Consider the following 24,423-nt stretch of genomic DNA (forward strand, 5'->3'; position numbering starts at 1 on the left):
GTTTCCAAGGAGAGAACGGAATCGTCAATTCGAGCCCAAATGCAAGCCCGGATTGCGACATCGCGGCCCGCGTTGATCCGCATGCCGGCGCCGAAACCGTTCACGTCCGGTTGATCGACACGCCGCCGTCGGCGAACAGCGCCGTTCCGGTGGTGAAGCTTGATGCGTCGGAGGCAAGATAAAGCGCCGAGCGGGCGATCTCTTCCGGCCGGGCCATCCGCTTCAGGGCATGGATGCCTTCGACGAACGTGCGGGCCTCGGGCGTGGTTGTGGTCGCGCCGGGCGTGTCTGTGCCGCCTGGCAGCAGTGCGTTGACGCGCAACCCCTTCGGCCCGTACTCGGCGGCCAGCACTTGCGTCAGGCCGATCAGGCCGGCCTTGGCCGCGGCGTAGGCCGCCATGCCTGGCATGCCGACGGTATAGCCGACGAAGCTGGAGGTGAAGACCAGCGATCCGCCGCCACGCTCCAGCATCGCCGGTATCTGATGCCTGGCGGCCAGATAGGCGCTGGTCAGATTGGTATCCATCGTGTCATGCCACGACGCCGGCGGCAGGTCCGGCAGCGGCGCCATCATGCCGACAGCGCCGGCATTGTTGAATGCAATGTCGAGACCACCGAAGCTACCGGTCGCGAGATCGACCAGCGCCTTCGCATAGGCTTCGTCCCTGACGTCGCCGGCAAGAGCGATCGCAGTGCCGCCGGTTTCCACGATCTACTCGACAAGCCTATCGAGCTCGGCCTGACGGCGCGCGGCGGCGACGACCTTGGCTCCTTCCTCGGCAAAGAGCTTTGCAGTGGCGCGGCCGATGCCGGAACTGGCGCCAGTGACGATGGCGATCTTGTTGGCGAGTGCGAGCATGTTTCTGTCATCCTTCCGCTAAGCCGGCCTTGCCGGCGGTCGGATGCGTCGTCGCAAATGAGCACGGCCGCAGCCACCCGAAAGCTGCGAACCCGCCGATTTTCCCTGGCCTCGCACGCCGCGGCCGGTTGCGGCGCAAAACGGCAAGAGCCGTCGCAAACAGCGCAAGGGTGGCAGCGCTGTTTCGCTAGTGATACACCTCGCGCGCCGGGGGAAATTGCTAGCCCGGCCGCAAATCCGCGAGACTTTGGCGCGAGGCTGGAACGTGAAGAAATACTCTGTATTCGCCATCGCGCGTGAGGCCATGCGCGGCCACAAGGGCTGGGAGGAGCAATGGTCCTCGCCGGAGCCGAGGAAGGAATACGACGTCGTCATCGTGGGCGCCGGCGGCCATGGCTTGGCTACCGCCTACTATCTCGCCGCCGTGCACGGCATCACCAATGTCGCGGTGCTGGAGAAGGGCTGGCTCGGTGGCGGCAATACCGGCCGCAACACCACCATCATCCGCTCCAACTATCTCTATGACGAGAGCGCCGGTATCTATGACCATGCGCTGAAATTGTGGGACGGGCTCAGCCAGGAGCTCAATTACAACGTCATGTATTCTGCGCGCGGCGTCATGATGCTGGCGCACAATGTGCACGACATCCAGGTGCTGAAGCGCCATGTCCACGCCAACCGGCTGAACGGCATCGACAATGAATGGCTCACACCCGAGCAGGCGAAGGAATTCTGCCCGCCGCTCAATATTTCCAGGGATGCGCGCTACCCGGTCGTCGGTGCCGCCTTGCAGCGGCGCGGCGGCACGGCGCGCCATGACGCGGTCGCCTGGGGGTATGCGCGCGGCGCCTCGGCGCGGGGCGTGCACATCATCCAGAATTGCGAGGTCACCGGCGTCAAGCGGGCGGCCAATGGCGCGGTGACCGGTGTCGAGACGACGCGCGGCTTCATCGGCGCCAAGAAGGTCGGCGTGGTCGCGGCCGGCCATTCCTCGGTCATCATGAACATGGCCGGCGTGCGAATGCCGCTGGAAAGCTATCCGCTGCAGGCGCTGGTGTCGGAGCCGGTCAAGCCTGTCGTTCCCTGCGTGGTGATGTCGAACACGGTGCATGCCTATATCTCGCAGTCCGACAAGGGCGAACTGGTGATCGGCGCCGGCACCGACCAGTACGTCTCCTACTCGCAGACCGGCGGCCTGCACATATTACAGCATACGCTGGACGCAATCTGCGAGATGTTCCCGATCTTCACGCGCATGAAGATGCTGCGCTCCTGGGGCGGCATCGTCGACGTCACGCCCGACCGCTCGCCGATCCTGGCCAAGACGCCGGTGCCCGGCCTCTACGTCAATTGCGGCTGGGGCACGGGCGGCTTCAAGGCGACACCCGGCTCCGGCCATGTCTTTGCCCACACCATCGCCAGGGACGATCCGCATCCGATCAACGCGCCCTTCACCATCGAGCGTTTCCGCACCGGCCGGTTGATCGACGAGGCGGCGGCGGCGGCGGTGGCGCATTGACGATGACTGAGCTGTAGGAACGAAAACATGCTTCTCATCCGCTGCCCCTATTGCGAGGAAGAGCGTCCGGAACTTGAGTTCCGCAACGCCGGCGAGGCGCATATCGCGCGCTCGGCCAACATGTCAGGCGAGAGCGACGAGGATTTCGAAAAATTCTTCTTCATCCGCTCGAATCCCAAAGGCATCATCTATGAGCGCTGGCGACACATGCATGGCTGTGCGCGCTTCTTCAACGCCGTGCGCGACACCGTCACCGACAAGTTCGTCATGACCTACAAGGCCGGCGAGCCGAAGCCTTCCAAGCTGCCCAAGAACTCCAGCGAAGTGGTTGCCAAATGAGCGGCGCGTTCCGCATACCGAGCGCCGGCCGCCTGAGCCAGGCCAAGACCGCCCGCTTCAGCTTCGACGGTCAGTCCTTCATCGGCATCGAAGGCGATACGCTGGCTTCGGCGCTGCTGGCCAACGGCGTGCACCTGGTCGGCCGCTCGTTCAAATATCACCGGCCGCGGGGCGTGCTGTCGGCCGGCGCGGAGGAGCCCAACGCGCTGGTGCAGATCGTGCGCGACGACGCGCGCAAAACGCCGAATGTTCGCGCGACCGTGCAGGAACTCTATGACGGACTCGCCGCCAACTCGCAGAACCGCTGGCCGTCGCTGTCCTTCGACGTCAGCGCGGTCAACGATCTGGCGTCGCCGCTGTTTTCGGCCGGCTTTTACTACAAGACCTTCATGTGGCCGAAGGCGGCCTGGAAGAGCCTCTACGAACCCAAGATCCGGGAAGCCGCCGGGCTTGGCGTGTCCCCCGACAGGCCGGACCCCGACCATTATTCGTCGCGTTACGCTCATTGCGACGTGCTGGTGCTGGGCGGCGGTGCGGCCGGCATCGCGGCTGCATTGGCAGCGGCTGAAACCGGCGTGCGGGTCATTCTGGCCGATGAGCAGGCCGAATTCGGCGGCAGCCTGCGCTTCGAGAGCGGCGCGAAAATCGACGGCCAGGGCGGCTTTGCCTGGGCGCAGGCGGCGATCGCCAGGCTGAAAGGCATGGACAATGTCCGCGTGCTGTCGCGCACGACTGCCTTCGGCTACTACGCACAGAACTTCGTCGGCCTGGTCGAACGGGTCAGCGATCATTTGCAAAATCCCGGCCACGACCTGCCGCGCGAGCGGCTGTGGCAGGTGCGCGCCTGGCGCGTGGTGCTGGCGTCCGGGGCCATCGAGCGCCACATGGTGTTCGCCAACAACGACCGGCCGGGCATCATGCTGGCCTCGGCCGCGCGCACCTATCTCAATCACCATGGCGTCGCGGTCGGAAAAAACGTCGGCGTCTACACCGCCAATGATTCCGCTTACGCGGCGGCGATCGACCTGAAGAAGGCCGGCGTCAACATCGCGGCTATCGTCGATCTGCGCGACAATCCGACCGGGCCGGTGATCGATGAAGCAAGGATGCTCGGCATCGAGATCAATTTCGGTCGCGCGGTGATCCGCGCCGGAGGCAAGCTGCGCGTCTCGTCGATGACGGTGCAGCCGAAGAATGGTGGCGGCGAGCGCACCATTGCGGTCGATGCGATCCTGATGTCGGCCGGCTGGACGCCGTCGGTGCACCTGTTCTCGCAGTCGCGCGGCAAGGTCGCCTTCAACGACGAAACCAAGCGCTTCGTGCCCGGCACCTATGCGCAGGACTGCGTCTCTGTCGGCGCCTGCAACGGCACGGACGGCCTGTCAGCGACCCTCGACGAGGCCTATGCGGCAGGGGCCAAGGCGGCAAGGGACGCCGGCGCAAAGACTGCCAAGGGTACAAAGCCAAAAGTCGACGCCTCGGAAAGCTGGTCGCGTGGCATGCTGGGCGCCGCCCCCGGCGCCGGTCCGGATACGACGGTGAAGGCCTTCGTCGATTTCCAGAACGACGTCACCGCCAAGGACATCCGCCAGGCGGTGCATGAGGGCATGCGCTCGATCGAGCACGTCAAGCGCTTCACCACCAACGGCATGGCGACCGACCAGGGCAAGACCTCGAACATGCACGGCCTGGCGATTGCCGCCGAGACGCTTGGCAAGCCAATCCCCGAGGTGGGCCTCACTACGTTCCGCGCCCCTTATACGCCGGTGACCTTCGGCGCCATCGTCAGCCATGCGCGCGGTCCGCTGTTCGATCCGACGCGCAAGACGGCGATCCATCCCTGGGCTGAAGCCCAAGGCGCCGTGTTCGAGGATGTCGGGCAGTGGAAGCGCGCCTGGTATTTCCCCAGGGGTGGCGAGGACATGCATGCGGCGGTCGACCGCGAGTGCGTCGCGGTTCGAAACACGGCCGGCCTGTTCGACGCCTCGACGCTCGGCAAGATCGAGGTGGTCGGTCCCGATGCGGCCAAGTTCATGGAGCTGCTCTACACCAATCCATGGGAAAAGCTGGAGCCCGGCCGCTGCCGCTACGGCATCATGCTGCGCGAGGATGGCTTCATCTATGATGACGGCGTCGTCGGCAGGCTGGCGCCCGACCGGTTCCATGTGACGACGACGACCGGCGGCGCGCCGCGCGTCATGAACCATATGGAGGATTATCTCCAGACCGAGTTCCCGCATCTCAATGTCTGGCTGACCTCGATCACCGAGCAGTGGGCCGTCATCGCCGTGCAGGGGCCGAAGTCTCGCGACATCATCGCGCCGCTGGTCGAAGGCATCGACATGTCGGACGAGGCGCTGCCGCACATGTCGGTACGCGAGGGCAAGATCTGCGGCGTGCCGACAAGGCTGTTCCGCATGTCGTTCACCGGCGAGCGCGGCTTCGAGGTCAATGTGCCGGCCGATTACGGCCAGGCCGTCTGGGAAGCGCTGTGGGCCGAGGGCCAGAAGCATGGCGCCACCGCCTACGGCACCGAGGCGATGCACGTGCTGCGCGCCGAGAAGGGCTACATCATCGTCGGCCAGGACACCGACGGCACGGTGACGCCCAATGATGCCGGCCTCGACTGGGCCGTCGGCAAGAAGAAGGCCGATTTCGTCGGCATTCGCGGCCTGACGCGGCGGGACCTGGTCGCCAAGGGCCGCAAGCAACTGGTCGGCCTCAAGACCAAGGATCCCAAGGTGGTGCTGGAGGAAGGCGCGCAGATCGTGGAGGATCCCAGGCAGGCGATCCCGATGAAGATGATCGGCCATGTCACGTCGAGCTATTGGTCGCAGAATTGCGGCCGCTCGATCGCTCTGGCGCTGGTCGCCGGCGGTCGCGCACGCACGGGCGACACGCTCTACGTGCCGATGCCTGGCGGGACGATCGAAGTGGAGGTTTCCGGCATGGTGTTCTTCGACGAAACCGGAGACCGCCTCAATGGCTAAGACTGCCGCAAAGAAAGCCGCTCCGGCCGCATCGCCGGCGGCCGAGCGCCGTCCGGCGCTTGCTGGACGCACCATCTCCGCGGCAGGCGCCAAGGTCGAACTGCTGGCGCCGGCCGAACGGATCTCGCTGCGCGCTCCGGAGGCGTCGCTTGCCGCCTTGTCGAAGGCGCTCGGCGTGACCATGCCGAAAAAGCCGAAGACGTCCGTGTCGAAAGGCGGGCGCACCGCGCTGTGGCTTGGGCCGGATGAATGGATGATCATCGACGAGGCCGGCAAAGACCCGCTCGCCGATTGTGCAAAGATTTCCGCCTTGCATTCCGCTGTCGGCATCTCGCATCGCAACGTTGCGATATCGGTCGCCGGTCCGGCCGCGGCCGCGGCAATCAATTCGGGCTGCCCGCAGGATCTGTCGCTCCAAGCCTTCCCGGTGGGTGCCGCCTCGCGTACCATTCTCGGCAAGGCCGAGATCGTTCTGCTGCGCACGGCGCAAGACGCTTTCCGGGTCGAGTGCTGGCGTTCCTTCTCGGATTATGTCTTTACTTTCCTCTCCGAGGGAGCACGCGACGCGGCGGCCTGATCCCGGAACGTTTGCCGCCCGCGCCCATTTGCGGCAACAGGTCGAGGGAGAATGCCGATGCCATCGAAGTCCACGCCGAAGTCGCCCGGGAAAAGCTCGGCCGTGCGCTCCCTGGAGCATGAGCGGCATCACGGCGCCGACGCCGAAGAGGAACTCGAGGAAGGCCTCGAGGATACGTTCCCGGCCAGCGATCCTGTGTCGATCACGGGGACGGCTATCCCCGGCGCCCCCGCAAGGCCGGGCAAGGCCAAGACCGTTCCCGGACGCAAACCGCGCTGATTTCCCCAGTTTCAGTTGAGGAGCCATCTTCCCAAGACGGCGCCAAGTGGGATATTCAAAGCGCTTTGGGAGATCGTAAAATGCCGGTAAAAGCCGTCGTCTGGGGCGAGAATGTCCATGAGCAGACCAATGCCGCCGTGCGCGGCCTTTATCCATTGGGCATGCATGGGACCATCGCAGCCGCGCTCAACCAGGATAAGGGCATCGAGGCGACCACCGCCACCTTGCAGGAGCCGGAGCACGGCTTGAGCGAAAGCCGGCTGGCTGCCACCGATGTCCTGCTCTGGTGGGGCCATGCCGCCCATGGCGAGGTCAAGGACGAGATCGTCGAGCGCGTGCAGAAACGGGTCTGGGAAGGCATGGGTCTGATCGTGCTCCATTCCGGACACTATTCGAAGATCTTCAAGCGGCTGATGGGCACGCCTTGTTCGCTGAAATGGCGCGAAGCGGGCGAGCGCGAGCGCGTCTGGGCCATCAACCGCGGCCATCCGATCGCGCAAGGCATCGGCGAGTGCCTGGAGATCGGCGAGACGGAGATGTATGGCGAGCCCTTCGCGGTGCCGGAGCCGCTGGAGACGGTGTTCGTCTCCTGGTACGAAGGCGGCGAAGTCTTCCGGTCGGGGCTGACCTATCAGCGCGGCGCCGGACGGATCTTCTATTTCTCGCCCGGCCACGAGACCTACCCGATCTACCACAATGAAGGCGTGCAGCAGGTGCTGCGCAACGCCGTGCATTGGGCGCACAATCCCGCACCCGCATGGTCCGGCATCATCAATGCGCCGAACGTGCCGACAGACCAGGCCAAGGAGAAGATCGTCCAGAAGGGCCTGCGCCTGCATGCCGACGGCGACAAGGGCCTGAGTTAGGCGTGAGTTGAAGATGCACCGCCTCCTTCTGCTCGGCACCGGTGGCATTGCCGGACATCACGTCGAGGAGTTCGCCAGGATTCCAGGCTGCACAATCGTCGCCTGCGTCGACCAGGTGCCGGGCCGGGCGGCGAGGTTCGCCGCCGCCAACCAGATCAGCCAGTCTTTCGAGAGCCTGGAAGCGGCGATCGGCTGGGGTGCGTTCGATGCGGCCATCAATGCGACGCCGGATGGCGTGCACAAGGCCACGACGCTGGCGCTGCTTGCCCATGGGAAACACGTCTTTTGCGAAAAGCCGCTGGCGCCGAACCATGCCGACGCGCTTGCAATGACGGAAGCGGCCGAGGCGGCCGGGGTCGTCAACATGGTCAACCTGACTTACCGCAACTCGCCGGCGATCGAGGAAGCGCGACGCATGGTGCAGGCCGGCGAGATCGGCGCATTGCGCCATGTCGAGGCGAGCTACAAACAGAGCTGGCTGGTCAGCAAGTCATGGGGCGACTGGCGCATCGAGGACAAATGGCTGTGGCGCCTGTCCAACCGGCACGGCTCGACGGGCGTGCTCGGCGATGTCGGTATCCACATTCTGGATTTCGCAAGCTATGGTGCCGACCAGGACATCGCCACCCTGCACGCCGACCTGGTGACGTTTCCCAAGGCCGAAGGCGATCGGATCGGCGATTATGTGCTTGATGCCAACGACAGTGTCGCAATGACGGCGCGGTTCAAATCCGGGGCGCTCGCGACGATCGTCGCCAGCCGCTACATGACCGGCCACGCCAACGACCTGTCGCTGGCCATGCATGGCACCAAGGGCGCCATCAAGGTCAACACAGACGCCAAGATTTCGCGCCTGTCGGCCTGCCTGGGCGAGGACATCGACCAGCAACGTTGGCGGACACTGGCGCTGCCGGATGTGAAGCGCAACGCGCTGCGTTTCGCCGAAGCGCTCGATACGGGAAGGAACGGCGATCCATCCTTCCGTCGCGCCGCCGACATGCAGAGGCTGATCGACGCGGCCTTCGAGAGTTCGTCGGCCAGACTGCCGGTCACGATCGCCTGAATCACATCTGGTCGACTGCACCGGCCAAACGTGTGTTGCCGTTATCAGAACGCGCTCGGTACGATCCAGGGATTGATGCTGATGCCGAGACGCGGCCCCTTGCCTTCAGCGGTATTTTCCGTGGCGCCCTTTTTCTCGAGCGAGCCGGTCGATGCGCAATCGAGCTTCACATTGGCCTTGGTGTCGACGCAGGTCGCGGCGGGCACGTGCTTGACCGGGGGTGTCGTGTTGGCGGCAAGGGCCGAGCCCGAAAGTGCCAGCACGGCAGCGAGGGTAAGGAGGGTCTTTTTCATTGTCCGTCTCCGGGTTCGATGGGTGAATTTGTTCTCGTACATGTACGGTATTCCGTACAAATACGCCCACCGATCGCGGAGTTCAAGCCAGAATCGTACGCGTACGGAAATTTTTGTTAACCAAGAAAATCCGTCCCGCTTGGCACGTTAAACGCGGAGCGGCGACGAAGCGTGGAAACGCAAGGAGATATCGTTCAGCAGTTGACCTGTGTCTCGGTCAGCGGGGGCACGTTCTGTGTGCTGAGCGTGGCAAGGGTGAAATCGCACATCCGTTTCACGAAAGCCTGCGGATCGCCGAAAGGATAGAAGGGAAAAGTGATCAGCAGCGAAATGGTGCCGTGGCCGACCGCCCACAGCATGGTGGCGATGGCGCGCGGATCGCCCTGCAACTTCCCCGCGGCGACGCAGGCCTCGACCCTGCTGATCAGCACCTTCATCGCCGGGTTGCTTTCTTCCATGTCCTCGTAGCTCCGGCCTGCCGGCAGCTTGGTCTTTTCGGTCATGAAGACGGTGCGGTATTCATTGGGATTGCCAAGCCCGAATGCGGCGTATTCCGTCATCACCGCTTGCAGCGCCTCGATCGGATCGTCGGCAGGATGCTCCTCGATGCGTCGGGCAAGCGTCTCGAACGCATCCTCGGCCAGCGCGAACAATATGTCCTGCTTGTCGGCGAAATAGGAATAGACCGACATCGGCGCGTAGCCGACACGCTTGGCCAGCTTGCGGATGGTCAGGCCCTCATAGCCTTCCTCCTGCACAAGCTTGTGCGCGGCCTCGACAAGTTCGGAACGCTGTTCGGCCTTTTGTTTCTCGCGGCGTGTCTGGGCGCTCACCGGCAATATCGTCTGCCTCTGCTGGTTGGGGGCCAACTGAATTATATACGCTGTACGGAAACGGACAAGGGCGTCGCTGGTTCCCAAGCGGCAGGCGTCAGATGGCGCCGACGCCGCCGTCGACAGCCAATGTGTGGCCGGTCATGAAGGAGTTGGCGGGGTCGGCGGCGAACAGGATCACCGGGGTGATCTCATCCACTTCGGCCACCCTCCTCATCGGCACGCCGCGCGTCAGTTCGGCCAAGGCGTCAGCTTCCGGAGCGCCGGAGACGCGCACGAAACTGTCGACCATCGCCGTTCTCGTGTGCGCCGGACAGACCGCGTTGATGCGCAGGCCCTTGCTGGCGTATTCAATTGCCGCCGACCGGGTCAGCCCAACCACGCCGTGCTTGGCGGCGGCATAGATCGAAAGCTTCGGCGCGCCACCCAGTCCGGCGGCGGAGGCGATGTTGACGATGGCGCCGCCCTTGCCGTCCGCCTTGAACTGCCGCTCCATCTGCGGGATCTGGTGCTTCATGGCATAGAAGACGCCGAGCAGATCGATTTCGATCACCCGGCGCGCCTCCTCCGAGGCGACCTGCGGCAAACGCACGAAACTCTGCAGGATGCCGGCATTGTTGACCGCGACATCCAGCCGGCCGAATCTTTCGACCGCCAGAGCCACCAGCGCCCGCGATAGCGCCTCGTCGGCGATGTTGCCGGCCAGGACCGCCGTCTCGGCATCGAGCGTTTCGGCAAAGCTCCTCAAGATTGGTTCATCGAGGTCGGAGAGGACCAGCCGCGCGCTCTCGGCGGCAAAAGCTTTGGCGGCGCCGCGGCCAAGCCCGCCCGCGGCACCCGTGATCAACACCGTCTTTCCGTCGAAGCGGCCCATCGATCACTCCTCGTCGATCAGTTTCAGTCGATCAGTTTCGCGGCGAGATGCGAAAGCAGTTTCACCGCCTCGCCATAGGTCCTGGCCTTTTCCGGGTTCGAGGCATTGCCGTCCAGCGCGCGCTTGTAGACGCCCTGGCAGATCGCGGCCAGCCGGAAGAAGGAGAAGGCGAGGAAGAACGTCCAGTGGCCGATGCCGGTGAGCCCGCGCCGCCGGCAATAGGTGGCGACATAGTCCTCTTCCGAAGGCAGTCCGAGCGCGGCGCGGTCGATACCGCCCAGGCCGCGAAAGCCCGAGCTATGCGGCAGGCGCCATTGCATGCACTGGTAGGCGATATCGGCAAATGGATGGCCTGATGTGGACAGTTCCCAGTCGAGCACCGCCATCACCTTCGGCCGGTCCGGCGCGAATATCAGGTTGTCCAGCCGATAGTCGCCATGCACCAGCGAGACACGGCCATCGTCGGCGGGCATGTGCGTCTCCAGCCAGTCGATCAGCCGGTCCATGTCGGCAATGGCACCGGTCTCCGAGGCGCGGTACTGGCTGGTCCAGCGCGCCAGCTGGCGCTCGAAATAATTGCCCGGCCGGCCGAAGTCGCCGAGACCCACGGCCTCGATATCGACGTCGTGCAGGGCGGCAAGCGTGGCGTTCATGGCATCGTAAATGGCCGCGCGCTCGCCATTGTCGCGCGCTTCCGGCAGTGCCGGATTCCAGAAGATGCGGCCGTCGATGAAATCCATGATGTAGAACATGCGGCCGATCGGCGAGTTCTCGGCCGAGAGATGCAGCATCCGCGGCACCGGCACGGCGGTGCCCGAAAGGGCGCTCATTACCCTGAATTCACGGTCGACCTGATGTGCGGATTTCAGCAACTGCCCCGGCGGCTTGGCGCGCAGCACGTAGCGGCCGCTGGCCGCCGTCAGCAGATAGGTCGGGTTGGATTGGCCGGATTTGAATTTTTCGACGGAGGAAAGTCCGGCAAAACCGGGGATCCGCGCCTCGAGATAGGGCGAAAGCGCTGCCTGGTCGAGCGCGTTCGGGTCGCTCATGCGGTCTCTGGCTGGCGTTCGATCAGGGTCAGCGTCAGCCAGCGGGCGGTGAGCGCCGGTTTCTTCGAGCCCTCGATCTCGATTGTCACGTCATGGGCCGTCTGCACCCAGCCCGAGGGTCTGACCTTGACGTCGGCCAGCACGAAACGGGTGCGGATGCGCGCGCCGGTCTTCACCGGCGCCAGGAAGCGCAGCGAATCGAAGCCGTGGTTGACGCCCATCTTGCCGTTTTCCAGCGGCGGCATGGTCTCGAACGTCATTGCCGACAACAGCGACAGCGACAGGAAGCCATGCGCGATGGTGCCGCCGAATGGCGTCTCGCGCTTGGCCCGCTCCGGATCGCAATGAATGAACTGGTGGTCGTCGGTGGCGTCTGCGAACTGGTCGATCATGCGCTGCGTGACCACCCGCCATGGCGAGACGCCCACCTCCTTGCCGACGCTGGCCAGAAGCACATCGAGACTGATCGGTTCCACGCGGATGTCCTCCAGTTTCATCCCCGGCTTCCCCGGCCGGACATGTCATTCCTTGAACAGGGTCAGCCCATGCTGCACCGACTGTCCACCGTCAATCGGCAGGATGGCGCCGGTGACATAGCTGCCTGCACGGCTGCACAAATAGAGCGTTGCGCCGGCAATGTCATCCGGGGCGCCGATACGGCCGATCGGAACGTGGCTGCCGACATGCCTGGCCTGTTCCTCAGTGGCGGTGGCAAACGCCGTCATCCGGCTCTGGAAGGGCCCAGGGGCAAAGGCGTTGACGGTGATGCGGCGGCCGGCGAATTCCAGCGCCAGGGTGCGCGTCAGGTGATGAACGGCCGCTTTGGAGGCGGTGTAGGAGTAGGCGTCGTCGGCCAGCGGCTGCGTGCCCATCACGGAGCCCAGATTGATCACCCGGGCCGGATCCTCGTCGCTGGCGGCGGCTTCGAGCAGCGGCAGCAGTTCGCGGGTCAGGTGGAAGACGGCGGTGACGTTGACGCCGAACACCTTGGCCCAGGCATGATAGGGGAAGCTCTCCAGCGGCGCTCCCCAGGACACGCCGGCATTGTTGACCAGGATATGCAGCCGTCCGGCCCGCGTCTTGACCTCGCCGACCAAGGCGGCAATGCCGGCCTCGCTGGAAACGTCTCCGGCAAAGCCTTCCGCCCGGCCCGGCGCGCCAAACCCGTTCAATTCCTCGGCGACCTTGATGCAGTCCTCGCCCTTGCGCGAGGCGATCATCACCGTTGCGCCGGCCTTGACGAGGCCCGTCGCCGCCATGCGGCCGATGCCGGTCGCCGCGCCCGTGACCAGCGCGGTCTTGCCGGCCACCGAAAAAAGATCGTCGAGATAGCTCATCGAACTCCTGCGCCTTTCATCGGCGGATCGGGGAAAGCGTTCGCGTTGACAAGGCTATCCGAAGTACGGTCATCCTTGCCACTGACAAAATGCCCGGCCTGAATGAAGGGTTAGCGACCGATGACGGAGATGAATCTCGGCATGACGGAGCGGCTGAGGCCGATCCACGCGCGCGTCGCGGCCATGGTGCGCGACGAGATCATGCCGCTCGACAAGGAATTCCTCGGTGAAGTCGGCAAGGCGGGCGACCGCTGGACATACACGCGGCGCCAGACCGAGATCCTCGAAGGGCTGAAGACGACCGCAAGAGAGCGCGGCCTTTGGAATTTCTGGCTGACCGGCTCGGAACGCGGCTACGGTCTTTCCACCGTCGAATACGCCTATCTGGCCGAGGAGATGGGCAAGGCGCATCTCGGTGCCGAGACCTTCAACTGCTCGGCGCCCGACACCGGCAACATGGAGGTGCTGGAGCGCTACGGCTCGGCGGAGCACAAGAAGGCTTGGCTGGAGCCGCTTCTCGACGGAAAGATCCGCTCGGCCTATCTGATGACCGAGCCGGACGTAGCCTCGTCGGATGCCACCAACATTTCGATGCGCTGCGAACGGCGCGGCGACGGCTATGTGCTGAACGGCGAGAAATGGTGGGCCTCTGGTGCCGGCGATCCCCGCTGCGCCATCTATATCGTCATGGTGAAGACCTCCGATGGAGAGCCGAAGCACAGGCGGCATTCGATGATCCTCGTGCCGGCGGACACCAAGGGTGTCAACAAGCTGCGCCCGATGCAGGTCTATGGCGACGACGACGCGCCGCACGGCCACATGCATCTTCGCTTCGACAATGTGCTGGTGCCGGCGTCGAACCTGATCCTCGGCGAGGGCAGGGGTTTCGAGATCGCGCAAGGCCGCCTCGGCCCCGGCCGCATCCATCACTGCATGCGGGCCATCGGCCAGGCCGAGATGGCGCTGGAGCTGCTGTGCCAGCGTTCGGTCCGCCGCGAAGCGTTCGGCCAGCCACTGGCGAAACTCGGCGCCAATTTCGATATCATCGCCGAGTGCCGGATGGAGATCGAGATGGCCCGCCTGCTCTGCCTCAAGGCGGCGTGGATGATCGACCAGGGCGACGCGCGCGCCGCCGCGCCCTGGATCAGTCAGATCAAGGTGGTCGCGCCACGCATGGCTCTGAAGGTCACCGACGAGGCGGTGCAGATGTTCGGCGCGCAAGGCATCAGCCAGGACACGCCGCTGGCGCGCTCGTGGACGCATCTCAGAACGCTGCGCCTCGCCGACGGGCCGGATGCCGTGCATCGCCGCCAGGTGGCGCGGGCTGAATTGAGGAAATACACGCAGGAAAAGGTTTGAGCCGGCCGGCATCTCATCGTCTTGCGTCGACAACCAAGGAGCAGCCACCAATGGCCATACCCTCCGAAATGAAGGCCCTGCTCCTGGTCGGCGACGGCTACACCAGGGCGCCGAGCGGCAGCGTGCTGGAGGCGATGGAGCCCTATCTCAAGCCAGGCAGTATCGCAGTGCCGGCACCTGGGCCGACGCAAGTGCTGATCAAGGTCAGCCTTGCGTCGATCAATCCGTCCGATGTCGCCTTCATCAAGGGCCAGTACGGCCAGCCGCGGCTCAAGGGCCGGCCGGCCGGCTTCGAAGGCGTCGGCGTGGTCGTTGCCGGCGGCGACGAGCCCTATCCCAAGAGCCTCGTCGGCAAGCGCGTTGCCTTCGCCACCGGGCTCTCCAATTGGGGCTCATGGGCCGACTATGCCGTTGCCGAAGCCGCCGCCTGCATTCCGCTCCTCGACACCGTGCGCGACGAGGATGGGGCTGCCATGATCGTCAATCCGCTTACCGCGCTCGCCATGTTCGACATCGTCAGCCGAGAAGGCGAAAGGGCCTTCATCATGACCGCCGGCGCCAGCCAGCTCTGCAAGCTGATCATCGGGCTGGCCAGTGAGGAAGGATTCCGGCCTATCGTCACCGTGCGCCGCGACGAGCAGATCGCGCTGCTGAAGGAAATCGGCGCCGCCCATGTGCTCAACGAGAAGTCGCCCGATTTCGAAGCCTCGCTGAGCGAGGTGATAAAGGCCGAACAGCCGCGCATCTTTCTCGATGCGGTGACCGGGCCACTGGCCTCGGCCATCTTCAACGCCATGCCGAAGCGCTCGCGCTGGATCATCTATGGACGGCTCGATCCCGAGGCCACGATCATCCGCGAACCCGGCCAGCTGATTTTCCAGCACAAGCACATAGAGGGCTTCTGGCTGAGCGAATGGATGCGGCAGCATAAGGATCGCCGCGGTCCTGCGATCCTCGAGGCGCAGAAGCGCTTTTCCGACGGGCGCTGGACGACCGACGTGACGGCTGTGGTGCCGCTGGCCGAGGCGATGGCGCGCGTGCCGGCGGAACTGGCCAGGCCCAATGGCAAGGTGTTCATTCGGCCGTAAGGCAGGGGGTGTGCGGTTGAGCTGCATTCCGGTTCATCGAGAGCACAGCTGCTATAACCTTCGAGGGCCGGAAAGAGGGTGGTTTGTTGGCTGCGATCGTTCAATGTCATCGGCGGCCACGCCGTTCGATCCCCCTATGCCACCCCGCTTTGTCCGTGATATGCCGCCGCCAATGAACGCTGGGACAGTGCCGGACCGGGCCTGTTCCGGATTGGTGTGGGGTGCTTGGTGAGGATTTCCAAACCGGTTTTCGACCGCCTGGGGCTTGGCCTGTGGATCGGGGCATTCGCGGTCGTGCTTGGCCTGGTCCTGTGGTCGCCCGATGCGCGCACCGTATTGCACGCCTACAGATATGGCAGTGTGGAGTTTCTCGCCGGCCGGCCGCTCTACGACCTCGAGTCCGAGATGGGATACCTTTACACGCCCGCCTTCGCCGCGCTCTATATTCCGTTCTTGAATCTGGGACCGCATCTTGGCGGGCTGGTCTGGCATGCCCTCGGTTTCGCCGTTCTCACCCTTGCCGCGGCGCGGCAGGTGCGCAAGCTGGGCGGACAGGAGCAGACCTGGCTGCTTTCCTTCGGCCTCTTTCTCGCTTTGCCGATGACACTGGGCGCCATTCGCAACGGCCAGGCGACAATCCTGCTGACCGGCGCCTGCTGGCTCTTGACCCTGTCGGCACTGGAAGGACGGCGTGCGGAGACCTTTTTCTGGGCCTCGCTTGCTATAACGGCCAAGCCGACCGCGATCATCATGCTGCTGTTGGTGGGGGCGTTGCGCCCGCGGCTGATACCGGTGCTGGTGCTCGCGGTGCTGTTCGTGCTCGCCATCCCCTACGCTTTCGCTCCCGCCGGCTACCTGAACGAGCAGTATGGCGATTTCGCCCGCATGCTGACGTCGATGGCCGTCGACAAGACCAGCCATTTTGTTCCTACCGATTTCACCGCGCCCTTTATCGAGATGGGGCTGCCCGTTCCGGATTCGGCTGCCACGGCGGTGCGCGTCGTGATCGGCCTGCTGACGCTCTCGATCGTGCTCTGGTTCGACCGCAAGCTCGAACAAGGAGCGGCCGGACTCGCGATCTTCCTGGCGGCCGCCTTCTACATGTGCGTCTTCAACCCGCGCGTCGAGCCCAACACCTATGCGATGATCGCGGTTCCCGCCGGCCTTGCCATTGCCCTGTTGTGGCGCGAAGAAAAAGGTGGCGTCCTGGCCTGCGTGCTGTCCATGACTTTATTCCTGACAGGTTTGACCGGTGTCGAGCGCCACATGCATGACTTTCTCTATCCCTGGTTTCGGCCGATCACGGTCACTTTCATCGCCTGCTTCCTGATATGGTGGTTCTGGGCCAAGGCGCGGCAAAAATTGGTGAATGCGGAGCCTGTCGCCCATGGCTGAGATGCGCCCGACACTCGATATCGTGGCGCCGTTCTTCAACGAGGCGCAATCGGCGACGGCTTTCGCGGCATTGCTCGACGCGCTCGAGGCGGCGGTGTCGAGCCGCTTCGGCATGCAGGTCCACAAGATCCTGGTCGACGACGGCAGCCGGGACGATAGCGCCGGGCAGTTTTCGCAGGCACTTTCGGGATCCTGGGAAATCGTGCGCCTCAGCCGCAATTTCGGCAAGGAGGTCGCCGTGCTCGCCGGCCTCGACCACTCGCGGGGCGACATGGTGCTTGTCATGGACGCGGATCTGCAGCACTCCCTGGAGACCAGCCTGAAGATGATCGTCGAGCTGGCTGAGAATCCGGACGTCGACGTCGTCTACGCGCAGAACGACCGGCGCGGGGCAAGCTGGCGGCGCAGCCAGTTGGCGAAACTGTTCTACAGCCTGATCAACAGCAGCCAGCGGTTCGATATTCCCGAGAATGCAGGCGACTTTCGCGTCATGCGCGGCACCGTGGCGCGCGCATTGACCAGCCTGCGCGACAAAAGGCGCTTCAACAAGGGCCTGTTCGCCTGGGCCGGCTTCCGCCAGAAGGCCATATCCTATTCGCCGGAAAACCGTGCCAGCGGCAAGTCAAAATGGAGCCGGCTCAACCTGATCGCCTTTTCGCTAGAGGGATTTACGTCCTTTTCGGTGATTCCGCTGCGCCTGATCAGCCTCAGCGGACTGCTTGCGGCGTTTGCCGGCGCGGTCTACGGCGCGAAAGTGCTCTTCGAGGTGCTGTTCTACGGCATTGCCGTTCCAGGCTATCCGAGCCTGCTGGTCGCCGTGGTGTTGCTCGGCGGCCTCAACCTGACACTTCTCGGGCTGATCGGTGAATATGTCTGGGTCACGCTCAGCGAAAGCAAGGATCGCCCGGTCTACATCGTGCGCGATATCGTGCGCAGCGATGTTCCCGCCAGGTCGGCGCCGGGCGTTTCCGGGGCATGATGCGCGGCATCCGCCTGATCGCCGACGATTACGGCCTGGCGCCCGGCGTCTCGGCGGCGATCCTCGAGCTGCTCGATCGCGGGCGGCTAACGGGCACCGGTTGCATGACCGGTTTCGCGGAATGGCCGGGGGAGGCGGAACGCATCAAGCCGCTGTGCGGCCGGGTCGCCGTCGGCCTGCATCTGACCTTGACGGACCAGCCGGCCGTGACCGGCCCGTCGAGCCTGGCGCCGGAAGGCCGGCTGCCGCCGCTCCGCTCGCTGGCATTGCCGATCCTGCGCGGCAGCATCGAGACCTGCGACGTCCATACCGAGCTCGACGCCCAATTTGGCCGCTTCGTCGAGGCGCTCGGACACCGGCCCGATTTCATCGACGGCCACCAGCATGTGCATTTCCTGCCTGTCGTGCGCAAATGGCTGCGGGGGCGTTTCGCCGGAGATGCCGGCAGACCGTGGCTGCGCGGCGCGCCGGCACTGGCCGGCAGCGGAGCGGCGGCATCGAAAATTGCGGCGATCGCCGCCCTGGCAACTCGTTTCAACCGATCCATGCGGCGCGCCGGCTTCACCGTGAGGGCGCCGCTCGCCGGCATCTATGACTGGCGGCAGCCGGAAAAGTTCGCGCCCGCCCTGCAAACCGCCGTTGAAAGCCTGCCGGAAGAGGGACTGTTCATGTGCCATCCCGGGCATGTCGACGAGACGTTGCGTGCACGCGACCCGATGCAAGATGTGCGCGAAGTCGAATTCGCGGTTCTCGCCTCCGATCATTTCGGCGCAAACCTGGCTCGCGCGCGTGTCGGCATCATGGACGGCACAGCATGAGTGCCGATCAGTCCCGGCGTTCGACCGGCAACAAGATTATCCGCTTCGCCATTGTCGGCCTGGTGAACACGGCCATCGACCTTGCCGGTTTCTTTCTGCTGCTCAAGCTGCACGTGCCGCCGCTGCCCGCCAACGTTGCGTCCTGGTTCATTGCCGTCACCTTCTCCTTCGCGGCCAACGGCTTCTGGTCGTTCGAGCGCGATCCGGCCATCCGGCTGCATCATGCCTTTCTTCGCTTCGCCTCGCTCGGCGCGCTGATTTCGCTTGGTGTCTCCAGCCTTGCGATCGCGCTGTTCGCCGGCGTCGTCGGCGTGTGGCCGGCAAAGATCGGCGGGGTGGTTGTGGCGGCGGTGCTGAATTTCCTCGCCGCGCGCTGGTCGATCGAGGGCCGTCTCTTGAAATAGCAGGCTGTTTCCCCACGAAAATTCCGGACCCGCCACACGGTCTCCTGGAATTTCCCTATTCAGCCGGCTCCACATCGGTGTAGGCGGCTTCCTCGAGTTCGCGCTTCAGCCGCGCCTCCTCGTGGGTCTTCGGCGTGACGAAGCGGCCGAGCAAGAGATAGGCGACGGGGGTCAGGAACAGCGTCGAGACGGTGGCCAGCCCCAGTCCGCCGACGATCACCCAGCCGAGCGCGATACGGGCCTCGGCGCCGGCGCCCGCCGCCAGCACCAGCGGCACGCCGCCGAGCACGGTGCAGATCATTGTCATCATCACCGGGCGCAAGCGAATGGTCGAGGCCTGTTCGATCGACTCGCGCACCCCCAGTCCGCGATCGCGCAGCTGGTTTGCGAATTCGACGATCAGGATGCCGTTCTTGGCCATGACGCCGACCAGCAGCACCAGGCCTATCTGGCTGTAGGCGTTGAGGCTGGTGCCCGAGAGCAGAAGCGCGAAGATGGCGCAGGCGAGGCCGAGCGGCACTGTCGCCATGATGATGATGGCGCTGACGAAGCTCTCGAATTGCGCGGCAAGCACCAGCAGGATGATGACCAGGGCAAAACCGAAGATGGTGACCATGGCGCTGTTTGTCTCACCCAGCGTCGCCGCCTCGGCCAATGGCACGATGCGGCTGCCCGGCGGCAGAAGCGGCGTTGCGATCTCCTCGGCGCGCGTAAGGGCCGAGCCGAGGGCGAAATCGCCGCCGAGGTTGGACGTGATCGCCACCGACGGCTGCTGCTGCTCGCGCGACAGCGAAGGCGGCACGGCACGCTCGGTCAGCGTGGCTATGGTCGACATCGGCACGAAACGGCCGTCAGCCGTCTTCAGGAAGACGTTCTCCAGGTCGGTCGGATCGTTGATCGGGTTGGTGGTCGAAACCAGCTTCACCCCGTAGCTGCGGTCGGCGATGTAGACATCGACGACGTCGTTGCCGTCGAGCATGGCCTGCATGGTGTTGGCCAGCCCGGTGATGTCGATGCCGAGATCGGAGGCGCGCTCGCGGTCGATGGCGACGGAGAGCTGCGGTTGCGTCGGGTCGATGGAAAGACGGGGTGTCTGGAAACGCGGATCCTTCTGCATCTCGGCGATGATCTTGACGGCCGCGTCGCCGAGCGCCTTGCGGTCGTTGCCGACCAGCGCGAACTGCAGGCCGTTGCCGGCGCCACGGATGCCGAGGCTGTTGGGCTGCACCGGGAAGATACGCACACTGGGCACCTGGCGGGTGAGTTGGCTGATCTCGGCCATGATCTCCTGCTGGCTGCGGCTGCGCTCGTCCCAGGGCGCCAGCGTCATCACCATGAAGCCTGAATTATAGGCGCCGTTCTGGCCGGCGCTCTCGAAAGTGCTGACGATTTCGCCGGAATCACGCAGCGGCTGGATCAGTTTTTCGATCTTCTGCATCTGCTGCGTCGTGTAGTCGAGGCTGACGCCTTGCGGGGCGCTGATGCGAAGCAGCACGACCGCGCGATCCTCGGTCGGCGTCAATTCCTGGCGGATGGTGCCGAACAGCGCGAATGCGGTGCCGGCGAACAGCAGCGCCACCAGCACCACGATCCACGGCGCGTCGAGGCAGACATGCAGGCTGCGCCGGTAGGCCGCGTTCAGCGCGCCGCCGATGCGTGCGCCGACGCCGTTGCCGCCCTCGTGGTGGAGGGCAGCAGTGGACAGCATGCGCGAGGCAAGCATGGGGCAAAGCGTCAGCGCGACCACGCAGGACAACAGCACCGACATGGCGAGCACGAATCCGAATTCGCGGAACAGGCCGCCGGTCTGGCCCGGCAGGAAGGAGATCGGCACGAAGACGGCAACCAGGGTGAGCGTGGTGGCGATGACGGCGAAGAACACCTCCTGTGCGCCGAGCACGGCGGCGGCACGCGGCCCCATGCCTTGATTGCGCCGCCGCACGATGTTTTCCAAAACGACGATCGCGTCATCGACGACAAGCCCCGTCGCCAGCACCAGGGCCAGCAGCGTCAGGATGTTGATCGAGAAACCAGCGAGGTAGATCGCCGCAATGGTGCCGATCATGGCGACGGGCATCGACAGGCCCGGAATGAGCGTGGCGCGCCAGTCGAGAAGAAAGGCATAGATGACGACCAGAACGATGGAGACGGAAAGCGCGAGCGCGATCTCCACCTCGTGCACGGCGCCGTTGACGAACACCGCGTCGTCGCTGGTGACCTTGATCGACATGCCTTGCGGCAGGTTTGCCTGCAATTTCTCGACGGCGGCCTTGACGCCGGTGGAGATGTCCAGCGTGTTCGATTCCGCCTGGCGGATGATGCCGATGCCGATGCCGGTCTTGCCGTCCGAACGCAACGTGGTCTGGCCGATGTCGGGGCCGAGCGTGACGGTGGCGACATCGCGGATGCGCGTCGTTCCGCCAATGATGATGTTCTCGAATTCTTCCGGCGTCGTCACATCGGCGGTGGTGCGAACGATCAGGTCCTGATTGGTGGTGGTGATCGAGCCGGCGGGTGAATCGAAGGCGACCGAGGCAAGGGCGGTCCTGAGGTCGGCGACGGTGAAGCCCAGGCTGGCGAGCTTGTTTTGGTCGACGTCGATGCGGAAGATCTTGTCGCGGTCGCCATAGACCTGGACGTCCGCGACGCCTGGAACGGCAGCCAGTTCGTCCTCGATCTGGTCCTGGACCACAACGGTCATGTCCTGTACCGACATGGTGTCGGAGGTGACGGCCAGGCGCATCACGGGGTCGGAGTTGGCGTCGGCCTTGACGATGCGCGGCGGATCGGCCGTCTCCGGCATCTGGTTGGCGACGCGGCCGACGGCATCCCGCACATCCGAGGCCCCGACATTGAGATCGACGCCGTCGTTGAATTCGATGGTGACGCGGCTCGAGCCGAAGGAGGAGGTCGAGGAGATCGACTTGACGCCGGAAACGCGGGCAACAGCTCCCTCGATCGTGTCGGTCAGTTCGCGATCGACCGTTTCGGCCGCCGCGCCTTCGAAAGTCGTGGAAACGGTGACGACGGCGCGGTCGACATCAGGCAGCTCGCGGATCTCGACGCCATAGAAGGCGGCGAGGCCGGCGACCGCGATGAGGACATTCAGCACCAAGGCCATGACCGGCCTGCGGATGAACAGGGCGGTAAAGCCAGTCTCGCTGGCGGGGTTGACGGCTCCGGTCATGAGCCTTCGGCCGCGTTCGCGGCGCGCTGCTCTCCGCGGGCGATGCGGACTTCGCCTCCCTCGCTGACGCTCTGGGTGCCTTCGGTCACCACCATGTCGCCACTGTCCAGCTCCGCGTCGATCAACACGGTTTCGGTGTTGCGCTGGATGATGCGCACCGGCACCCGCTTGGCCTTGCCGTTCTCGACCGCCCAGACGTAAGCGCCCTCCGAGCCCCACAGGATCGCCAGCGGGCTGACGGCGGGATAGGTCTCGCCGGGGAATTTCATGGTGATGGCGAACGACATGCCGGCGCGCAGCGAATCGGCCGGGTTGGCGATCGTCGCCTTGACCAGAAGCGTACGGCTGTTCTCGTCGATGTGGTTGTCGATGGCCGAAACCGTGCCGGTATAGCTGTTGCCGGGATTGGCGATCGGCGTCGCCGACAATTGCGCGCCGATCTTGACGGCGGCCGCGAAGCGTTCCGGCACCAGGAAATCGACAAGGATCGAGGAACGGTCGTCGAGCGTCGCGATCGCCGACTGGTTGGTCGCATAATTGCCGGCGGAGATCGGCAGGATCCCGACCGTGCCGGAGATCGGGGCGAGAACAGACCGGCGGTGCAGGGCGAGTTCCGCATCCTGTAGCGTCAGCTTGGCACCGGCCAGCACCACTTCGGCATCGGCGACGGCGACCGGTGTCGCCGCATTGGAGGCGCGCAGCGACCTGACCCGGTCGAGCTTGGCCTGTGCGTCCTGAAGCGCGAGCCGGGCACGGTCCTGGGCGATCACTTCGGTTTCGGAATCAAGGGTCGCGATGACCTGTCCCTTGTCGACATGGGTGCCGGACGAAACCAGCAATTCGGCGAGACGGCCGGAGGAGTAGGGGTTGACCGTCACCGACGCATTGGCGCGGCCGGTGCCGATGGCCTGGAGCCGATCGTTTATGGTCGCGGAAATAGCGGGCACGACGACGACGTTGACCTGACGGGCTCGCTCGCCGCCAGCGGATTTCGTGCCGGCGCCGGTTTCAGCCGGAGGCGTTGCCGCGTAGGCCCAGTCTATTCCCCAGCGCGCCAGCACGTCCGGCGCGCTGGGGAAAAAGCGCAGCCAGGCGGCAACCGCCACCACCAGCACCACAAGGGCGAAAAGTATCTGTTTCCAGGCGGCCATCGGCACTCCGGTTGGCAAAACAATCCTTCCGTCCACCGGTTTCCCGAAATAAGCAGACGCAGCGGGGCTATTCTAAGGCAAGAAGCAAGCCCCCGATATCGTGCCTTTATGACAATTCTTCAGTGTCCGCGCACATTAAATATGCGTAACGTTGCCGGTGTTCGTGCCGTTTTGATTTTTTAGTTCACTTCGAGCCGGGCTTTCGAGATTACAACGCTGGCTATGCCGCCCCGACGCCAGTTTCGGACCGAAATCGTTCCAGACTTATCCCGGGCTGCATCAACGCAGGCCTTCCATCTCGCGGATGCGCCGGGCGCCGTCGGCCTCGAGTTGCCTTGTGACGGCGCCGATCAGCGTTTCGGCGACGACGAAGAGCGCCGCCGAGGAGTCCCACGCCGAAGGCACGGCGGTTCGCCCGGCGATGACGTGACGGGCGAAGCGGGCGATCGGCGACAGCCACTGGTCGGTGAACAACACGATCTGCACGCCACGCTGATGCGCCTTCTCGGCGAAGCGGATGAGGCTGTCCTGGTAGCGCCTGATGTCGAAAATGACCAGCACGTCGCGCTTGCCCATGTCGATCAGCCTGTCGCGCCACATGCTTTCCTGACCGGCGAGGTGAATGACGTCAGGCTGGATGATGGCAAGGTGGGCGGCCATGTAGCGCGCCAGCGGATCGGTGAAGCGGCCGCCGATCAGGAATGTCTTGCCGCGACGCTCTGCGAGGCGGGACGCGATGTCGGCAAGCTGCTTGTCGGACAGGTGCCGGAACGTCTCGCGCATATTGTCGAGCGTTGCCTCCAGCATCGGCGACGCCGTGCCGCCGGGCAAGGGCGGATTGAGCGTGCGGGTCGCGGGGGACTGCAATTGCGCCGCCAGTTCGTCCTGCAGGCTCGACTGGAACTCCGGATAGTTCTGGAAGCCGAGCCTGGCGACGAAACGCAGGATCGTCGGCGAGGACACGCCGGCCGCGGACGAGAATTCGGCGACAGTCTTCAGACCGATCATCGGATAGCTCGCTATCAGCGTCTGGGCCGCGCGCCGCTCGCCGGCCGGCATTGTGCCGATGCGGTCGGCGATCAATTCGGCAATACTGGAAATCATCTTTCCCATCCATGGCCCGGCCGACGGTGTTTTCCCCAAATCGCATTTGACAAAGCCGGG

Annotated in this window: 22 protein-coding genes and 1 pseudogene; 13 read left to right on the top strand and 10 right to left on the bottom strand. The window is 64.7% G+C overall.

Features of this window, described 5'->3' with window-relative positions; genetic code table 11:
* Window positions 1–100: 100 nt before the first annotated feature.
* Window positions 101–859: pseudogene (locus FJ490_RS16715) on the bottom strand (SDR family oxidoreductase).
* Between the two features lie 265 nt (window positions 860–1,124).
* Between FJ490_RS16715 and FJ490_RS16720 the strand changes: the two are divergent.
* The 7 genes from FJ490_RS16720 (at window position 1,125) to FJ490_RS16750 (ending at window position 8,492) form a co-directional block, all read left to right on the top strand.
* Window positions 1,125–2,378 (top strand): sarcosine oxidase subunit beta, encoded by a 1,254-nt coding sequence (locus FJ490_RS16720; RefSeq protein WP_140729006.1) that lies wholly within the window; start codon window positions 1,125–1,127, stop codon window positions 2,376–2,378.
* 27 nt (window positions 2,379–2,405) lie between these two features.
* Window positions 2,406–2,717, top strand: coding sequence for a sarcosine oxidase subunit delta (locus FJ490_RS16725; RefSeq protein WP_140496330.1), 312 nt, complete (start codon window positions 2,406–2,408; stop codon window positions 2,715–2,717).
* On the top strand, window positions 2,714–5,707 hold the full coding sequence (locus FJ490_RS16730; protein ID WP_140729007.1) for a sarcosine oxidase subunit alpha: 2,994 nt from the start codon (window positions 2,714–2,716) through the stop codon (window positions 5,705–5,707). The genes FJ490_RS16725 and FJ490_RS16730 overlap by 4 nt, the downstream gene beginning before the upstream one ends.
* Complete coding sequence (locus tag FJ490_RS16735) at window positions 5,700–6,284, top strand: sarcosine oxidase subunit gamma (protein WP_140729008.1); 585 nt, start codon at window positions 5,700–5,702, stop codon at window positions 6,282–6,284. Before FJ490_RS16730 ends, FJ490_RS16735 begins: the two co-directional genes overlap by 8 nt.
* Before the next feature lie 57 nt (window positions 6,285–6,341).
* On the top strand, window positions 6,342–6,563 hold the full coding sequence (locus FJ490_RS16740; RefSeq protein ID WP_140496327.1) for a hypothetical protein: 222 nt from the start codon (window positions 6,342–6,344) through the stop codon (window positions 6,561–6,563).
* Between the two features lie 80 nt (window positions 6,564–6,643).
* A complete protein-coding gene (locus FJ490_RS16745) occupies window positions 6,644–7,429 on the top strand; it encodes a ThuA domain-containing protein (RefSeq protein ID WP_140547154.1) in 786 nt (261 codons plus the stop codon).
* A gap of 13 nt (window positions 7,430–7,442) precedes the next feature.
* Window positions 7,443–8,492 carry a Gfo/Idh/MocA family oxidoreductase gene (locus FJ490_RS16750; RefSeq protein ID WP_140729009.1) on the top strand — a complete coding sequence of 350 codons (1,050 nt, stop codon included), beginning with the start codon at window positions 7,443–7,445 and terminating at the stop codon, window positions 8,490–8,492.
* A gap of 44 nt (window positions 8,493–8,536) precedes the next feature.
* Here FJ490_RS16750 and FJ490_RS16755 read toward each other — a convergent pair whose 3' ends face one another.
* From FJ490_RS16755 to FJ490_RS16780, 6 genes are all read right to left on the bottom strand, one after another.
* Window positions 8,537–8,785 carry a DUF680 domain-containing protein gene (locus FJ490_RS16755; RefSeq protein WP_140671418.1) on the bottom strand — a complete coding sequence of 83 codons (249 nt, stop codon included), beginning with the start codon at window positions 8,783–8,785 and terminating at the stop codon, window positions 8,537–8,539.
* A gap of 194 nt (window positions 8,786–8,979) precedes the next feature.
* A complete protein-coding gene (locus FJ490_RS16760; RefSeq protein ID WP_140632439.1) occupies window positions 8,980–9,624 on the bottom strand; it encodes a TetR/AcrR family transcriptional regulator in 645 nt (214 codons plus the stop codon).
* 91 nt (window positions 9,625–9,715) lie between these two features.
* Window positions 9,716–10,492 (bottom strand): SDR family oxidoreductase, encoded by a 777-nt coding sequence (locus FJ490_RS16765; protein ID WP_140522440.1) that lies wholly within the window; start codon window positions 10,490–10,492, stop codon window positions 9,716–9,718.
* Window positions 10,493–10,515: 23 nt separating this feature from the next.
* Complete coding sequence (locus FJ490_RS16770; RefSeq protein WP_140665950.1) at window positions 10,516–11,541, bottom strand: phosphotransferase family protein; 1,026 nt, start codon at window positions 11,539–11,541, stop codon at window positions 10,516–10,518.
* Complete coding sequence (locus FJ490_RS16775; RefSeq protein ID WP_263483366.1) at window positions 11,538–12,038, bottom strand: MaoC family dehydratase; 501 nt, start codon at window positions 12,036–12,038, stop codon at window positions 11,538–11,540. Before FJ490_RS16775 ends, FJ490_RS16770 begins: the two co-directional genes overlap by 4 nt.
* A 24-nt stretch (window positions 12,039–12,062) precedes the next feature.
* Complete coding sequence (locus tag FJ490_RS16780) at window positions 12,063–12,878, bottom strand: SDR family oxidoreductase (protein ID WP_140729010.1); 816 nt, start codon at window positions 12,876–12,878, stop codon at window positions 12,063–12,065.
* A gap of 120 nt (window positions 12,879–12,998) precedes the next feature.
* Between FJ490_RS16780 and FJ490_RS16785 the strand changes: the two genes are divergently transcribed.
* The 6 genes from FJ490_RS16785 (at window position 12,999) to FJ490_RS16810 (ending at window position 18,921) form a co-directional block, all read left to right on the top strand.
* Window positions 12,999–14,237 (top strand): acyl-CoA dehydrogenase family protein, encoded by a 1,239-nt coding sequence (locus tag FJ490_RS16785; protein WP_140556518.1) that lies wholly within the window; start codon window positions 12,999–13,001, stop codon window positions 14,235–14,237.
* 50 nt (window positions 14,238–14,287) lie between these two features.
* Entirely contained in the window at window positions 14,288–15,325 is a 1,038-nt protein-coding gene (locus tag FJ490_RS16790; protein ID WP_140729011.1) for a zinc-binding dehydrogenase, read from the top strand.
* 228 nt (window positions 15,326–15,553) lie between these two features.
* The gene (locus FJ490_RS16795; RefSeq protein WP_140556521.1) at window positions 15,554–16,720 is read left to right on the top strand and encodes a glycosyltransferase family 87 protein; all 1,167 of its coding nucleotides are present in this window, start codon (window positions 15,554–15,556) and stop codon (window positions 16,718–16,720) included.
* On the top strand, window positions 16,713–17,699 hold the full coding sequence (locus tag FJ490_RS16800; protein ID WP_140729012.1) for a glycosyltransferase family 2 protein: 987 nt from the start codon (window positions 16,713–16,715) through the stop codon (window positions 17,697–17,699). Before FJ490_RS16795 ends, FJ490_RS16800 begins: the two co-directional genes overlap by 8 nt.
* Entirely contained in the window at window positions 17,696–18,517 is an 822-nt protein-coding gene (locus FJ490_RS16805; protein ID WP_140729013.1) for a ChbG/HpnK family deacetylase, read from the top strand. The genes FJ490_RS16800 and FJ490_RS16805 overlap by 4 nt, the downstream gene beginning before the upstream one ends.
* A complete protein-coding gene (locus tag FJ490_RS16810) occupies window positions 18,514–18,921 on the top strand; it encodes a GtrA family protein (RefSeq protein WP_140496314.1) in 408 nt (135 codons plus the stop codon). The genes FJ490_RS16805 and FJ490_RS16810 overlap by 4 nt, the downstream gene beginning before the upstream one ends.
* A 55-nt stretch (window positions 18,922–18,976) precedes the next feature.
* Here FJ490_RS16810 and FJ490_RS16815 read toward each other — a convergent pair whose 3' ends face one another.
* The 3 genes from FJ490_RS16815 to FJ490_RS16825 all read right to left on the bottom strand — a co-directional run bounded on the left by FJ490_RS16815 (window position 18,977) and on the right by FJ490_RS16825 (window position 24,363).
* On the bottom strand, window positions 18,977–22,108 hold the full coding sequence (locus FJ490_RS16815; RefSeq protein ID WP_140729014.1) for an efflux RND transporter permease subunit: 3,132 nt from the start codon (window positions 22,106–22,108) through the stop codon (window positions 18,977–18,979).
* Window positions 22,105–23,259 (bottom strand): efflux RND transporter periplasmic adaptor subunit, encoded by a 1,155-nt coding sequence (locus FJ490_RS16820; RefSeq protein ID WP_140729015.1) that lies wholly within the window; start codon window positions 23,257–23,259, stop codon window positions 22,105–22,107. The genes FJ490_RS16815 and FJ490_RS16820 overlap by 4 nt, the downstream gene beginning before the upstream one ends.
* Window positions 23,260–23,538: 279 nt before the next feature.
* A complete protein-coding gene (locus FJ490_RS16825) occupies window positions 23,539–24,363 on the bottom strand; it encodes a MurR/RpiR family transcriptional regulator (RefSeq protein WP_140496311.1) in 825 nt (274 codons plus the stop codon).
* Window positions 24,364–24,423: the final 60 nt, after the last annotated feature.

It is taken from the genome of Mesorhizobium sp. B2-5-11 (assembly GCF_006440835.1).
GTDB lineage: Bacteria > Pseudomonadota > Alphaproteobacteria > Rhizobiales > Rhizobiaceae > Mesorhizobium.

What these genes read in the sequence shown, in the direction of transcription:
- FJ490_RS16785 (WP_140556518.1), top strand. Translation starts at nt 12,999, where the DNA reads ATGACGGAGATGAATCTCGGCATGACGGAGCGGCTGAGGCCGATCCAC.
- FJ490_RS16825 (WP_140496311.1), bottom strand. Translation starts at nt 24,363, where the DNA reads ATGATTTCCAGTATTGCCGAATTGATCGCCGACCGCATCGGCACAATG.
- FJ490_RS16740 (WP_140496327.1), top strand. Translation starts at nt 6,342, where the DNA reads ATGCCATCGAAGTCCACGCCGAAGTCGCCCGGGAAAAGCTCGGCCGTG.
- FJ490_RS16745 (WP_140547154.1), top strand. Translation starts at nt 6,644, where the DNA reads ATGCCGGTAAAAGCCGTCGTCTGGGGCGAGAATGTCCATGAGCAGACC.
- FJ490_RS16810 (WP_140496314.1), top strand. Translation starts at nt 18,514, where the DNA reads ATGAGTGCCGATCAGTCCCGGCGTTCGACCGGCAACAAGATTATCCGC.
- FJ490_RS16805 (WP_140729013.1), top strand. Translation starts at nt 17,696, where the DNA reads ATGATGCGCGGCATCCGCCTGATCGCCGACGATTACGGCCTGGCGCCC.
- FJ490_RS16765 (WP_140522440.1), bottom strand. Translation starts at nt 10,492, where the DNA reads ATGGGCCGCTTCGACGGAAAGACGGTGTTGATCACGGGTGCCGCGGGC.
- FJ490_RS16725 (WP_140496330.1), top strand. Translation starts at nt 2,406, where the DNA reads ATGCTTCTCATCCGCTGCCCCTATTGCGAGGAAGAGCGTCCGGAACTT.
- FJ490_RS16820 (WP_140729015.1), bottom strand. Translation starts at nt 23,259, where the DNA reads ATGGCCGCCTGGAAACAGATACTTTTCGCCCTTGTGGTGCTGGTGGTG.
- FJ490_RS16775 (WP_263483366.1), bottom strand. Translation starts at nt 12,038, where the DNA reads ATGAAACTGGAGGACATCCGCGTGGAACCGATCAGTCTCGATGTGCTT.
- FJ490_RS16730 (WP_140729007.1), top strand. Translation starts at nt 2,714, where the DNA reads ATGAGCGGCGCGTTCCGCATACCGAGCGCCGGCCGCCTGAGCCAGGCC.
- FJ490_RS16790 (WP_140729011.1), top strand. Translation starts at nt 14,288, where the DNA reads ATGGCCATACCCTCCGAAATGAAGGCCCTGCTCCTGGTCGGCGACGGC.
- FJ490_RS16780 (WP_140729010.1), bottom strand. Translation starts at nt 12,878, where the DNA reads ATGAGCTATCTCGACGATCTTTTTTCGGTGGCCGGCAAGACCGCGCTG.
- FJ490_RS16735 (WP_140729008.1), top strand. Translation starts at nt 5,700, where the DNA reads ATGGCTAAGACTGCCGCAAAGAAAGCCGCTCCGGCCGCATCGCCGGCG.
- FJ490_RS16815 (WP_140729014.1), bottom strand. Translation starts at nt 22,108, where the DNA reads ATGACCGGAGCCGTCAACCCCGCCAGCGAGACTGGCTTTACCGCCCTG.
- FJ490_RS16770 (WP_140665950.1), bottom strand. Translation starts at nt 11,541, where the DNA reads ATGAGCGACCCGAACGCGCTCGACCAGGCAGCGCTTTCGCCCTATCTC.
- FJ490_RS16800 (WP_140729012.1), top strand. Translation starts at nt 16,713, where the DNA reads ATGGCTGAGATGCGCCCGACACTCGATATCGTGGCGCCGTTCTTCAAC.
- FJ490_RS16755 (WP_140671418.1), bottom strand. Translation starts at nt 8,785, where the DNA reads ATGAAAAAGACCCTCCTTACCCTCGCTGCCGTGCTGGCACTTTCGGGC.
- FJ490_RS16750 (WP_140729009.1), top strand. Translation starts at nt 7,443, where the DNA reads ATGCACCGCCTCCTTCTGCTCGGCACCGGTGGCATTGCCGGACATCAC.